Below are 14,146 nucleotides of genomic sequence, written 5' to 3'. Positions count from 1 at the left end.
TCAGACGATTTTTAGCGAGGTCCGGTCTGCGACCGAACAGAACTTTAAATGCTAAACTTGTCAATGAACTCTTTGGCCTTGTGGCTGATGCCGCTTAGCCGATAGTTATATTTTTAACGGACTATTGTTATTAAGGTACAGTGTTTTTCATGGTATTAGAATTAAGTTAGATTAGGTTATCCGTCTTGTTCGCGAGAATAGGGCGGTTTCCCTGTTTATAGGGGTCTGTACTTTGAGGCGGTTAGGATCTCTTGGGCGTCGTTGTTTTGCATCAACGCCTCCGGGGTAGATCCTGTCTCCTTCATGTATTGGTTGATGATCTGCCAGCCTATCCAAGTCCCGATATTTCCGGGAGCGTCGTTCTCGGGGAAAACGGTCGGGATGTCCTCGAAATATTGGGAAGTCGTCAGTTGATCCGGGGTATAAAGATGCTTGTGCTCGATGATCGCTTTCCAGATCGCTCCTTCGTTATCCTTGCACCAGTTGTGGGCCTGTTCGGTGTATCCCATTAGCTCGGCGGCATCGGGAGCGCCTAAGGCTTGCGAGAGCAGGTATTTGATTTTTCCTTCGTAAATCATCCGGTCTAGCAAAACGTTCTCTTTTCCTGCGAAAGGATATTCGGACATGAGCCACCCCGCCAGATAATCGGGGACTACGAGTCTGCGTCGCATTTTCAATCTCTGGGACTCATAGAAGAAATCCTGATACAAGGGATAGTCCTTTCCCATATACTTATCGATGGAAAGGGAAAGCAGGCTGTCGCCTACCAATACGTTCTGGTTGAAACCGGATACATGCATATAGATCGCAGGAACCTGCATCGATGGGAAATTCTCCTTTAGATAGGCAAATCCGTATCCCAAGGATTTCTCGATGTCCTCCACGGAAGCATATTGAGTGATAGCGTCACGATACAAGCCTTTCAAGGTAGGCTCTGAGTAATAACGCCGCATCTTCTCGAAGAAGCCGGGCACCTCGATGGTTTGCAGGTTTAATATGCCTTTCCCGATGATATCCAGCATTTCCGGGTATTGTTTAACCAATCCGGATTGCAAGGTCGTATCTCCCGTATCGATCAGCCGGAATAAATCCTTGTCAAAGCGATGGATATGCAGGGGTTCGACGGTAGCGTAGTTGATCGTATTTGTGTTTTGCCCATTGCAGCTCGATAACGTAGCGGACAAGATACAGGCCAGGATGAGTTTTGTAACCATATCTCTTCGTATAAATGTGATATACTAAGAAACGGATCGCATGGGGTAATATTGTGTGACCGCCGTAGGGTCGCGTGCGAACGTGGCGGTTATCCCATGGAAAGGGAATTGGCGTAACAAGAAAATCGGAAGACTTATCTTTTGATCAGTACGGTAATTCGTAGGGATAAATCAAAAAAGACCATCTTGGCATTCACGTTCTGTGTGATATGGCGTTCCGCTTTCGCCAATTCTTCCATCAAATCGATCACGTTTCGCTCGTTCACGAAGGGGGAGAACTTAACGGAGAAGCTAGCCTCGTCCAGATTCATGTAATTCAGTTCCGGCGATTGGAACCGGTACATGAAGTTCTCCCGGATCAAGTGCTGGCAATAGGAGAGGAAGTTCTTCTGCCGTTCCCGTCCGATCCCTGCCATGACGTCCGCCATCGCTTTCATGCCTTTTACGTTTCGCGCCCATGAGTTTCGCATCATGGCCTTGAATTGCTCCAGAAAGAATTTATTTTCCTCGCCCAAGCTAATCGCCTCCATCGCCTTGATAAAACTTCCGGAGGAGAGGTGGGCGACCTGTTTGGCGTCCTCGGGCGAAAGTCCGAAACGGGATACCAGGGCATTCATGATCGCGTCGGTCTGAATGGGACGGATGTGGATGCGTTGCGCACGGGATTGGATGGTCCCGAGGATAAGGTCCGGAGTCTCGGATACCATAAGGATAACCGTTTTCATGGGAGGTTCCTCTATGATTTTCAGAAGCTTGTTGGCGCAAGTGGGATGCAGTTTCTCCGGCAGCCAAACCATCAAGATGCGATATTCCGCCTCATAAATCTTCAGGCTCAGTTTATGGATGATCTCATCGCTTTCCTTGGAATAGATGATCGCTTGTGAGTTCCCGGCCTCGATATAATCCAGCCACCCATCCATATCGAAGTAGGGATGTTCTTTGAGGAACCCGCGCCATTCACCGAGATAATCATCGCAGACCTCTTTCTTTTTCTCTTTCTTGGCTACGATCGGGAATACGAAATGCAAATCGGGATGTGCCAATTCATCATATTTAAGGCATGACGGGCAACGTCCGCAAGCGTCCGCGTCCGTCCGGTTCGTGCAATTCAGATAACGGGCGTACGCCAAAGCCAGCGGAAACGCCCCGGCCCCTCCCTGTTCCGTGAACAACTGCGCATGGGGTACGATCCCTGTCCGGGCTGATTGTCTCAGCCGTTCTTTGACCTCCTCTTGCCCGATGATATCTTTAAAATACATGAGACAGTCCCTTTCCCATCAATAAATGGCTTTCGCTATTTTGTAAACGCTATCCGAGGCCATCATTGTGTAGAAATGCAAGCTCGGTACGCCATGAGCGATCAGCTCCTTGCACTGTTGTATACACCATTCCACACCCACTTCTTTCGCTTCCGCGTCATCTTTGCATTTACGTAGTTCTGTCGCGAAAGGCTCCGGTATGTCCGTACGGAATATCTTCGGAAGAACCGTTAATTGGTTCTTGAAAACGACCGGTTTAATACCGGGGATGATGGGAACCGTGATCCCTTCCGCACGGCAGCGATCCACGAACGCATAGTATTTGTCATTATCGAAAAACATCTGGGTCACCAGATACTCGGCTCCATTTTTGACTTTCTCTTTCAGGTAATAGATATCCGATTCCATATTGGGCGCCTCCTCGTGCTTCTCCGGATAGCAAGCCATGCCGTACGAGAAGGGAGTCTCTATGCCGTCTATCTTGGAACCGTCCAACGCGATACCTTCGTTGAAACGATTAACCTGCTGTTGCAAGTCGGTCGCGTGGTCGTGATAGAACTCCGGATTTTGTTGGGAGGCCTCCAAGGCCTTTACATCTCCTCTCAATATCAAGAGGTTGTTTACACCCAGGAAGTTCAAATCGATCAAAGCGTACTCCGTCTCGTCTTTCGTAAAGCCCTTACATATAAGGTGGGGTACGGCAGGAATACCGTATTTATTCTGGATAGCCGAAGCGATCGCTACGGAGCCCGGACGTTTACGGATGTTTACCTTCTGGAAGCTTCCGTCCGGCAAGGCCTTATAGACAAACTCGCTATGATGCGCGGTGATATTGATGTATTTAGGGTCAAATTCCTTCAACTTGTCAATTACATGATATACCTTCTGGATGCTGTTGCCTTTCAACGGCGGTAATATCTCGAAAGAAAAAGCGGTGCACTTACTATTCCTTATCAGATCAATGACTTTCATAGTTCAATTATTTTTGGTGCAAATGTAGCGAATATACTTCGAAACAGCCTACATTTACGACCATTAATCTTGACAAAGCGGCTAATCGGGCGCTTTTGTGTCAACCAAGGGCTTTGTCCGCTTGCTTTTTTTAGCCTATAGGCCGAACTATATATAAATTAGCGTATATTTGCGGTGCGCGAAATCTCCCATGGCGACGGCTGGGGGCGTTTTTTTGCTTTCGAATGATATTATTAATAGTGTGATTCGTTAATTGTAAACGGATTACGATAAATTGTATAGATATGGAAAAGTTAAACTGGTCTGAGCTGGGGTTTGGTTATATCAAGACAGACTACAATGTAAGATGCTACTATCGCGACGGCAAATGGGGTGAGTTGGAAGTCTCTTCCTCCGAGATTATCAATATTCACATGGCCGCTACTTGCCTGCATTACGGGCAAGAGGCTTTCGAGGGTTTGAAGGCCTTCCGCGGGAAAGACGGCAAGATCCGTGTATTCCGTATGGATGAGAACGCCAAGCGTATGCAATCTTCCAGCCGGGGTATCAAGATGGCCGAGCTGCCGGTGGAGATGTTCGAGGAGGCCGTACGGAAGGTCGTGAAATTAAACGCACGTTTCGTCCCTCCTTATGAGAGCGGCGCGGCCTTATATATCCGTCCGCTGATGATCGGCTTGGGCGCTCAGGTGGGAGTGAAGCCGGCTCCCGAATATATGTTCATGATCTTCGTCACTCCGGTAGGCCCCTATTTCAAGGGAGGATTCCAGCCGTCGAAGGTATGCGTGCTTCGTGAGTACGACCGCGCGGCTCCCAACGGGACCGGTACGATCAAGGTGGGAGGTAACTATGCCGCCAGCCTGGTAGCCGGCGAGATCGCTCATTCCAAGGGATACGCCGCCGTATTGTATCTGGATCCGAAAGAGAAGAAATACCTGGATGAGTGCGGTCCGGCGAACTTCTTCGGAATCCGCGGCAACAGCTATATCACTCCGCGCTCCCACTCGATCTTGCCTTCGATCACGAATAAGAGCTTGCAGCGATTGGCCGAGGATATGGGCTTGACGGTAGAGCGTCGTCCGGTTCCGTTCGAGGAGATCGCTACGTTCGACGAGGCTGCCGAGTGTGGTACCGCCGCGGTTATCGCCCCGATCTCACAAATCGACGATTTGGACGAGAACAAATCTTTTGTTATCGCCAAAGATGGCAAGCCGGGTCCTGTTTGCGAGAAACTCTATCATAAGCTGCGTGCCATCCAGTATGGCGACGAGCCGGACACTTACGGGTGGATCTCGATTATCGACAATTGTTAGTTTGAACTTTGCTTTTTGCAATAAGATTGCAATCTCCGCATTGCAAATGAGAAAAGATGTTTATCTTTGCATCGGTAATTTCAAATGATCAATTACCCATTATGTAGGTGGAAGCATTCTTTAAAACACATAAATACTTGGTAGAGCATCTGTATTCTCCGGTGCGAAGGGAATTGATGGATGAGATCAACTGGGAGGATCGGTTGATCGGCATTAAGGGTTCGCGGGGCGTCGGAAAGACTACGTTCTTGTTGGACTACGCCCGCGCGTATTTTGGCGCCGACAATAAGGAATGCTTGTACATCAATCTGAATCATTTTTATTTCACGGAACGCACGCTCGTTGATTTCGCCGCCGAGTTTCGGGCCAAAGGGGGAAAGGTGCTGTTGATCGACCAAGTGTTCAAGTATTCCGACTGGTCGAGAGAGTTGCGGTATTGCTATGATAATTTCGAGGACTTGAAGATCGTTTTCTCCGGCTCGTCGGTGATGCGTCTGAAAGAGGAGAACCCGGACCTGTCCGGCAAGGTGGTATCGTATAACCTCAGGGGGTTCTCGTTCCGTGAGTTCTTGAACCTGATGTCGGGGAACCGGTTCCCCGCGTACACGTTCGATGAGGTCGTGGAGAACCATCCGGAAATCGCCAAACGCATTTGCTCGGTCGTAAAGCCGATGGCCTATTTCCAAGATTATCTCCATCATGGTTTCTATCCGTTCTTCCTGGAAAAGCGCAACTTCTCCGAGAACCTGCTGAAGACCATGAACATGATGCTGGAGGTGGACGTGTTATACATAAAACAGATCGAGCAAAGTTATCTGCCAAAGCTACGCAAGCTACTCTACTTATTGGCTACGAGCGCCCCTTGTACTCCAAACGTGAGTCAGTTGAGTAAGGATATCGAGACCTCCCGGGCTACCGTGATGAACTATATCAAGTATTTGACAGATGCCCGTTTGATGAGTATGCTGTACCCGGTGGGCGAATCCTTTCCGAAGAAGCCCGCCAAGGTATACATGTATAACCCGAACCTGATGTACCCCATCCGTCCGATGGAGGTAAACGCCGGGGCGGTGCGCGAGTCCTTCTTCTATAACCAGCTGTTGAAAGACAATCGGCTGAATGAGGGGAACAAGAACGCCCACTTCCTGGTGAACGCGCGGTATAACTTCCGGATCGAGGAGAGCATGAAAGTGAAGAACAATCCGGATATGTACTATGCGGTCGATAAGACCGAGGTCGGAGAGGGGAACATGATCCCGCTTTGGTTGTTCGGTTTTCTATATTGAGTAAGGATATTTTTTTAATACTAATAGTTTTTAGGTCTATGACAAAACAGAAGAAATTTTTAACCTGTGATGGTAATCAGGCCGCTGCCCATATCTCGTATATGTTCAGCGAGGTAGCCGCGATTTACCCCATCACTCCATCGTCTACGATGGCTGAGTATGTAGATGAATGGGCTGCGGCCGGCCGTAAGAATATTTTCGGCGAGACCGTAATGGTACAGGAAATGCAATCAGAGGGTGGCGCAGCGGGTGCTGTTCACGGTTCACTGCAAGCAGGTGCCTTGACAACAACTTACACGGCCTCCCAAGGCTTGTTGCTGATGATTCCGAACATGTACAAGATCGCCGGAGAATTGCTGCCTTGCGTTTTCCACGTATCCGCCCGTACATTGGCTTCTCACGCGTTGTGTATCTTCGGCGACCATCAAGACGTGATGTCTGCCCGCCAGACCGGTTTCGCCATGTTGGCCGAGGGTTCCGTACAGGAGGTGATGGACTTGGCCGGTGTCGCTCACTTGGCCACGATCAAGTCTCGCGTGCCGTTCGTGAACTTCTTCGACGGTTTCCGTACCTCTCACGAGATCCAGAAGATCGAGGCGCTGGAGAATGACGACCTGGCTCCGCTGATCGACCGGAAGGCCTTGGCCGAGTTCCGTGCCCGCGCCTTGAATCCGGAGCGACCGGTCGCCCGCGGTATGGCCGAGAACCCCGATCACTTCTTCCAGCACAGAGAATCTTCCAACACGTACTACGAGGCAGTTCCCGCTATCGTGGAGGAGTATATGAACGAGATCTCCAAGATCACGGGCCGCAAGCACGGTTTGTTCGATTACTACGGAGCGGAAGATGCTGAGCGCGTGATCATCGCCATGGGTTCCGTCACGGAAGCCGCACGCGAGGCGATCGACTACCTGACGGCCAAGGGCGAGAAGGTCGGCTTGGTATCCGTTCACTTGTATCGTCCCTTCTCGGCCAAGCATTTCCTGGCCGCCGTGCCTAAGACGGCCAAGCGCGTCGCCGTATTGGATCGCACGAAAGAGCCGGGCGCTAACGGCGAGCCGTTGTATCTGGACGTGAAAGACTGCTTCTATGGCCGGGAGGATGCCCCGGTGATCGTAGGCGGCCGTTACGGTTTGGGCTCCAAGGATACGACTCCGGCCCAGATCCTTTCCGTATTCGAGAACTTGGCGTTGCCGATGCCGAAGAACCATTTCACGATCGGTATCGTGGATGACGTGACCTTCACCTCCCTGCCTCAGAAGGAGGAGATCGCCCTGGGCGGCGAGGGGATGTTCGAGGCGAAGTTCTACGGCTTGGGTGCCGACGGTACGGTAGGCGCCAACAAGAACTCCGTGAAGATCATCGGTGATAACACGGATAAATACTGTCAGGCCTATTTCTCGTACGACTCCAAGAAGTCGGGCGGTTTCACCTGTTCGCACCTGCGTTTCGGCGATCATCCGATCCGTTCTACCTATCTGGTGAATACGCCGAACTTCGTGGCTTGCCACGTCCAGGCCTATTTGCGCATGTACGACGTGACCCGCGGCTTGCGCGAGAACGGTACCTTCTTGCTGAACACCGTCTGGGGCGCCGAGGAGTTGGCCAAGCACCTGCCGAACCGCGTGAAACGTTACTTCGCCCAGAAGAACATCACGGTATATTATATCAACGCGACACAGATCGCCCTGGAGATCGGTTTGGGCAACCGTACCAATACGATCCTGCAGTCGGCTTTTTTCCGCATCACGGGGGTCATCCCTGTTGACCTGGCGATCGAGCAGATGAAGAAGTTCATCGTGAAGTCGTACGGCAAGAAGGGCGAGGACGTGGTGAACAAGAACTACGCCGCGGTAGACCGCGGTGGCGAGTATAACCAACTGACGGTGGATCCCGCGTGGGCCAACCTCCCGGATGACGAGGCGGCCGCGAACAACGACCCGGCGTTCATCAACGAGGTGGTCCGCCCGATCAACGCGCAGGATGGCGACCTGTTGAAGGTCTCCGCTTTCAAGGGCATCGAAGACGGTACCTGGCACCCGGGCACCGCTAAATACGAGAAACGCGGCGTGGCCGCTTTCGTCCCGGCATGGAATGAGGCGAACTGTATCCAGTGTAACCAATGCGCCTACGTCTGTCCTCACGCCGCTATCCGTCCGTTCGTGTTGAACGACGAGGAGCAGCAGGGCGCCGGCTTCGCGATGTTAGACGTGAAGGCCCCGGCCGCGCTGAAGGGCATGAAGTTCCGCATGCAGGTCGACGTGCTCGACTGTCTGGGTTGCGGCAACTGCGCGGATATCTGCCCGGGATTCAAGGGCAACAAGGCCTTGTCGATGGTTCCGCTGGAAGGCCAGCTGGCCGAGGCCGATAACTGGAGCTACTGCGTGGCGAACGTCTCCTCCAAGCAAGAGTTGGTAGACATCAAGTCCAACGTGAAGAACTCGCAGTTCGCGACCCCGTTGTTCGAGTTCTCCGGCGCCTGCTCCGGTTGCGGCGAGACGCCGTACGTGAAGCTGATCACCCAGTTGTTCGGCGACCGCGAGATGGTGGCCAACGCTACCGGATGCTCTTCCATCTACTCCGGATCGGTTCCTTCCACGCCTTATACCACGAACGAGAAGGGGCAAGGACCCGCTTGGGCGAACTCCCTGTTCGAGGACTTCTGCGAGTTCGGCCTGGGTATGGAATTGGCGAACGAGAAGATGCGTAAGCGTCTGGAGGGTTTGTTGCGACAGGTCACCGCGGGCGAGCATGCCCCGGCCGAGGCCAAGGAGATAGCCGCCGCCTGGATCGCCAATCAGAACGACGCCGAGAAGACGAAGGAACTGGCCCCGCGGGTAATGGCATTCGTCGAGCAGGGCATCCAGGAGGGTTGTCCGGTTTGCGCCCAGATCAAGGAGCTGTCTCACTTCCTGGTGAAACGTTCGCAATGGATCATCGGTGGCGACGGCGCCTCTTACGATATCGGTTACGGCGGTCTGGACCACGTGATCGCCTCCGGCAAGAATGTCAATATCCTGGTATTGGATACGGAGGTGTACTCCAACACGGGCGGTCAGTCCTCCAAGGCGACTCCGGTGGGCGCGATCGCCAAGTTCGCCGCCGCCGGCAAGCGGGTACGTAAGAAAGACCTGGGCTTGATGGCTACCACTTACGGCTATGTATACGTGGCCCAGGTGGCCATGGGCGCCGACCAGGCGCAGACCTTGAAGGCGATCCGCGAGGCGGAGGCTTACGACGGTCCCTCCCTGATCATCGCTTACGCGCCTTGTATCAACCACGGCCTGAAGAAGGGTATGGGCAAGTCGCAAGCCGAGGAGAAAGAGGCCGTAGCGTGCGGTTACTGGCACTTGTGGCGCTACAACCCGGCCTTGGAGGCAGAGGGCAAGAACCCGTTCACCTTGGACAGCAAGGAGCCGGATTGGAGCAAGTTCCAAGACTTCCTGAAGGGGGAGGTCCGTTTCGCTTCCGTCATGAAGCAATATCCGCAGGAGGCCGCCGAGTTGTTCGCTGCCGCCGAGGAGAACGCGAAATGGCGTCTGCGCAGCTACAAGCGCATGGCCGCCGAGAATTGGGATGTAGAGGCTTGATTATAGAACAGCTCCTTTAGAGCAGCATGAGGGCGGTGCCTCCGGAGACGGAGAAGGCACCGCCTTTTTTTCTTGCTCGGCAGCGCGGAAAACGTTACCCTCGCGAACGAGCGGGCCTGTCGCAAGGCGGGAGATATGCGATAAAAAGCCCCGCCCGGCAAGCGATACGCGCGGGAAATAGGACAGGATGTTTTATCTTTGCCCCCAAAACAGGATAACGATATGATTAAGGCGGTATTTTTTGACATTGACGGTACGTTGGTAAGTTTCAAGACGCATAAACTGCCGGACTCCGCGGCCCGCGCCTTGGACCGGTTGCGGGAAAAGGGGATCAAGGTTTTCATCGCCACCGGCCGCCAGGCGCGGTCGATCAATAACCTCGGGACGCAAGTCTTCGACGGCTATGTAACCTTGAACGGAGGCTATTGCCTGGCCGGGAAAGAGCGGGTAATCTACAAACACCCGATCCCGCCGGAGGATATAGCGGCGTTGATCCGCTATCAGGAGGAGGTGGAGGAGTTCCCGTGCGCCTTGGTGGAGGAAGACGGGATCTACCAGAACTACGTGGACGACTCCGCGCGGCAGCTTTACGGCATGCTGGACTTCCCCCATCCCCCCGCGCGCCCCTTGCGCGGCAACGGCGGGAAGGAGGTGTACCAGCTGATCGCCTTTTTCTCTCCCGCCCAGGAGGAGCGCATCCTGTCCGTCCTGCCGCATTGCGAGGCCACGCGCTGGAACCCGCTGTTCGCGGACGTCGTGCCGCGGGGCAGCAGCAAGGCGGTGGGGATCGACAAGATCATCGCGTATTACGGGATCTCGCTCCGCGAGACGATGGCCTTTGGCGATGGCGGCAACGACAGCGCCATGCTTCGCCATGCCGGGATCGGGGTGGCGATGGGCAACGCCGGCGACGCGGTGAAAGCGGCGGCGGATTACGTGACCGACTCCGTGGATGACGATGGCGTCTGGAACGCCCTGAGGCACTTCGGCCTGATCGCTGAATGAGCGCCCGGCCGGTTCAGACTTATTTGCACGAGTCATAAATAATCGAAAAAACGAAATATTTTCATATGTTCTACAACATTGTTTTGAATAAAACGGTTATATTCGCGACGGTTTAAGAGAGAAAGATCGTTTTAGGATTAGTTATTAACTGGCTTTCCAAGCGCGGGAAGCGTAAAACAAAAAGAGTATGATGATGAGAGAAAAAGAGAAAAGCATGCGTGCTTTAGCGATGTTGCGTTATCAAGCGGATCGTTACCGGTCGACCGGCAACGGCGCCATGAGTCAGCGATTAAGCGCTGAGATCCGTCGCCTGATGAGCGAGATACGTGTAGACGCGGACAAGAACTGAAAGGCCGCGTCTCTCCCCCGACGTAAAGAATTAAACCTACCTTCCCCCTCCCTGCTCCTTCGCGTTATCCGGGAAATTACCTATATTTGTGGATGAAAAAACAAAAACAAGAATCATTAGAACATGACAACGATGAAAAAAGCAGGATTACTCGTAATGTCGCTGGCATTCGGTACGGCTCTTTGGGCAGAGAGCCCGGAGAAGAGGGGTTTGGACGTAATAAACCGGTCGACCGCCGAGGCGCATATCGGCTTCCTGGCCGATGATGACCTGGAGGGTCGCGAGGCCGGCTCCCGCGGCGGCCGCGTGGCGGGCGATTATATCGTGGCGAACTTGAAGGCCCTGGGAATCGATCCCGTGGGCGATTCCTATTACCATCCGTTCGAGGCCTACCACCTGGAACGCCAGAAAAGGGGAGCCCGTTGGCAGGTCCACCCGGACTCGGTGGCCGCGATCAAGCAGACCGGCATTTTCCGGAAGCTATCCTTGAATAATATATTGGGTAAGATCGAGGGGAAGCGCCCGGATGAGATCGTGATTGTCGGCGCCCATTACGACCACCTGGGCATCGACCCGGCGCTGGACGGCGACCCGATCTATAACGGGGCGGACGATAACGCCTCCGGGGTCTCCGCCGTTTTGCAGATCGCGAGGGCTTTCCTCGCCGCGGGCCGGCAACCGGAGCGGACCGTCATATTCGCCTTCTGGGACGGCGAGGAGAAGGGGCTCCTCGGGTCGAAAGCCTTTGTCCGCTCCTTCCCGGAGATAAAGAACGTGAAAGGCTATTTGAATTTCGACATGATCGGGCGTAACCATGATGAGGCGAAGCCCGCGCACGTGGTCTATTTCTACACGGAGGCGCACCCGGCTTTCGGCGATTGGCTGAAGAGCGACATCCGGAAATACAACTTGAACCTGACGCCGGATTACCGTCCGTGGGACAACCCCGTGGGAGGGAGCGACAACGGTCCCTTCGCCCGGATCGGCATTCCGATCATCTGGTACCATACCGACGGGCACCCGGATTACCACCTGCCCGGCGACCATGCCGAAAGGATCAATTGGGACAAGGTGGTGAACATCACGAAGGCCTCTTTCCTCAACATGTGGTATATGGCGAACGAGGAGACATTTTAGGAGAACCGCTGAAAACCGCGCCGTAGGGCGGCGGCGCGGTGAGCGAGGGGGCGAAACGAAAGCAGGTCGGAAAACATCCGTTTCCCGACCTGCTTGTTTTTAAGTACGATCCCTCTCCGCTAAAGGATTAAAGGGCCGGACCGGCGCCCCATTGCGGCGCGTTGATATCTTGCCAGATGCGTTCGCTGTTCAAGATATCGCCGGAGCCGACGCTGAAGCCCTGCTCTTTGTAAGTCTGATTCAAGACATCATACATCAAGTCCGTTGGCGACGGCGCGTTCAACGCCACCCGACGCGGGATCTTGGTCACGGGGAAACCCTGCGCGCTGTAATCCATGCGCGGGAAGATGGAGGATCCGATCTTGGGCACACCCGAACGACGCGCGGTCGCGTAAGCGTCGATCGGCGACATCAGGAAGTGCAGGATCTGCTGGATGTATACCTTCTCCAGATCCGAGGCCTTGTCTCCGGTCAGCTGATAGTCCTTGTGAGACATCATCTCGTCGATCTCGCCGGCCACCAATTCGATCGATTTCTCGTGCGGGTCGTAATTGTAAGTCGTGCCGTAGTACGGGATCTTGTTCAAACGAGCCAGACGGTCGTATTCCTCGACGGAAGCGCGGATCGCCTTGTTGAAATAGCCTTGGGCGGACCCGGGCAGATTCGCGCCCAACAGCTTGAACTCCGCGAGATACAGGTTCACCTCGGCGGTGGTCAAATACATACCATACCAGGGGTTATCCTCAACGTCTTGGATGACAGGATCTCCCGCGGCGACCGGGTAGGTGAAATCGATCCGGCCATACACCAGCTCTTGCTGGAAGCCAGAGAACGGTATGTAGGTATAATCATCGTTGTACTTGCAATTGATGGAATAGTTGAACCAATCGCCAAACTTACCGGCTTGCTGTCCGGCGTTGTAATCCAGCGGGAATCCGTAGTAGCGTACCCACGGCTCGCCGGCGCCTTTCCACGCGTTGAATTTGTATTTGCCGTCAGCGCCCACCGTATAATCGATGTTCTCCATGATATAGTGGGGCACTTGAGACTGCTTGCCCGCATCGAAGAACAACTGTACGACCTTGGAGTTCCAATCATTCTTCTGGAAGACGAACCGGACGCGCGGGTCGCGGTTGTTTACCATCAAGTCGATCAATGTCTTCGATCCTCCCACGCTTTGCAGGACGCCGTTGTTCCAGTGATAGGTCTTATCCTGGTTGGATGAATTATAGGTAGCCTTGTTGAACAAGAAATCATCGGCCTCGCCATCCAATACGCCGCAAGAGGCTTGCGCCACTTGTTCCGCGATCTGGAGCGCTTTCGCGCGGTCTTGCGAGATCAGACGGGCGGCGATTTTCAATTTCAATGAGTTCGCCAATTTCGCCCATTTGTCTTTCTGGCCGTTATAGATCGCGTCCTGTTGCGCGCTGAATACTTGGTCCTGGGCCGTCGTGAAGGTGACGATCGCCGCGTCCAGATCGCTCAGCCATAAGTTATACAAGCTTTCCACGCTGTCGTACTTCGGTGTCAACGTACCCCCGTGCAACGCTTGGGCGGCCTCCGTATAGGGTATGTTCCCGATGAAATCGGAATCGAAGATTCCCATATAGGCGCACAATACATTGATGGCTGCCTCGTAAGCCTCGTACAAGCGGCTCTCTTCTTCCGGCATCTGCGAGCGAAGATACTTGATCTCGTTGGCATACTTCAATACGTCGATCGCTTTGAGCCCGGGATTCGTACCCCCGTCGAACACGGTGGATGTCACGCCACCCGTGTTGACCAGCAGCTGTGTCCATTGGTACATCTGGTCTGCGTTATAGAACCAATACGTATAGTCGGATGGCTCAAAGTCCAAAACGCCTTGGGCGAACAAATAGCTGATATCGCCTTTCGTTACTGCCGAGGGATCTTGGTTCAATTCTGCGAAATCATCCTGGCAACCGGTCATCAACAAAGAGGAACCTGCCAGCAGCAAGGATGTTATGTGATGATATTTTCTCATATCTCTATTCTTTATTTTA

10 protein-coding genes are annotated in these 14,146 nt (G+C 53.5%); 6 read left to right on the top strand and 4 right to left on the bottom strand.

Annotated features, from left to right (window positions below; translation table 11 throughout):
* Nucleotides 1–215: 215 nt before the first annotated feature.
* The 3 genes from G7Y39_RS09865 to metF all read right to left on the bottom strand — a co-directional run bounded on the left by G7Y39_RS09865 (nucleotide 216) and on the right by metF (nucleotide 3,445).
* Nucleotides 216–1,214: a gliding motility protein GldB gene (locus tag G7Y39_RS09865; RefSeq protein WP_165157315.1), complete on the bottom strand. Its 999-nt coding sequence runs from the start codon at nucleotides 1,212–1,214 to the stop codon at nucleotides 216–218.
* Nucleotides 1,215–1,348: 134 nt separating this feature from the next.
* Nucleotides 1,349–2,473, bottom strand: a complete 1,125-nt coding sequence (locus tag G7Y39_RS09860) for a DNA polymerase III subunit delta (RefSeq protein WP_165157314.1) — start codon at nucleotides 2,471–2,473, stop codon at nucleotides 1,349–1,351.
* Between the two features lie 18 nt (nucleotides 2,474–2,491).
* Nucleotides 2,492–3,445 (bottom strand): methylenetetrahydrofolate reductase [NAD(P)H], encoded by a 954-nt coding sequence (metF, locus tag G7Y39_RS09855; RefSeq protein ID WP_165157313.1) that lies wholly within the window; start codon nucleotides 3,443–3,445, stop codon nucleotides 2,492–2,494.
* Nucleotides 3,446–3,729: 284 nt separating this feature from the next.
* Between metF and G7Y39_RS09850 the strand changes: the two genes are divergently transcribed.
* The 6 genes from G7Y39_RS09850 to G7Y39_RS09825 all read left to right on the top strand — a co-directional run bounded on the left by G7Y39_RS09850 (nucleotide 3,730) and on the right by G7Y39_RS09825 (nucleotide 12,122).
* A complete protein-coding gene (locus G7Y39_RS09850) occupies nucleotides 3,730–4,755 on the top strand; it encodes a branched-chain amino acid aminotransferase (protein WP_165157312.1) in 1,026 nt (341 codons plus the stop codon).
* A gap of 107 nt (nucleotides 4,756–4,862) precedes the next feature.
* Nucleotides 4,863–6,041, top strand: a complete 1,179-nt coding sequence (locus tag G7Y39_RS09845; protein WP_165157311.1) for an ATP-binding protein — start codon at nucleotides 4,863–4,865, stop codon at nucleotides 6,039–6,041.
* A gap of 38 nt (nucleotides 6,042–6,079) precedes the next feature.
* On the top strand, nucleotides 6,080–9,631 hold the full coding sequence (nifJ, locus tag G7Y39_RS09840) for a pyruvate:ferredoxin (flavodoxin) oxidoreductase (RefSeq protein WP_165157310.1): 3,552 nt from the start codon (nucleotides 6,080–6,082) through the stop codon (nucleotides 9,629–9,631).
* 222 nt (nucleotides 9,632–9,853) lie between these two features.
* On the top strand, nucleotides 9,854–10,636 hold the full coding sequence (locus G7Y39_RS09835; protein WP_165157316.1) for a Cof-type HAD-IIB family hydrolase: 783 nt from the start codon (nucleotides 9,854–9,856) through the stop codon (nucleotides 10,634–10,636).
* Between the two features lie 187 nt (nucleotides 10,637–10,823).
* Nucleotides 10,824–10,985, top strand: a complete 162-nt coding sequence (locus G7Y39_RS09830) for a hypothetical protein (protein ID WP_165157309.1) — start codon at nucleotides 10,824–10,826, stop codon at nucleotides 10,983–10,985.
* A 132-nt stretch (nucleotides 10,986–11,117) separates the two neighbouring features.
* Complete coding sequence (locus G7Y39_RS09825) at nucleotides 11,118–12,122, top strand: M28 family metallopeptidase (RefSeq protein ID WP_165157308.1); 1,005 nt, start codon at nucleotides 11,118–11,120, stop codon at nucleotides 12,120–12,122.
* A gap of 127 nt (nucleotides 12,123–12,249) precedes the next feature.
* Here G7Y39_RS09825 and G7Y39_RS09820 read toward each other — a convergent pair whose 3' ends face one another.
* Entirely contained in the window at nucleotides 12,250–14,127 is a 1,878-nt protein-coding gene (locus G7Y39_RS09820; RefSeq protein ID WP_165157307.1) for a SusD/RagB family nutrient-binding outer membrane lipoprotein, read from the bottom strand.
* Between the last annotated feature and the right edge of the window lie 19 nt (nucleotides 14,128–14,146).

Source organism: Parabacteroides sp. ZJ-118, from assembly GCF_011038785.1.
GTDB lineage: Bacteria > Bacteroidota > Bacteroidia > Bacteroidales > Tannerellaceae > Parabacteroides.
The sequence above is the reverse complement of the archived record's forward strand: the minus strand, read 5'-3'. Positions and strand labels throughout refer to the sequence as shown.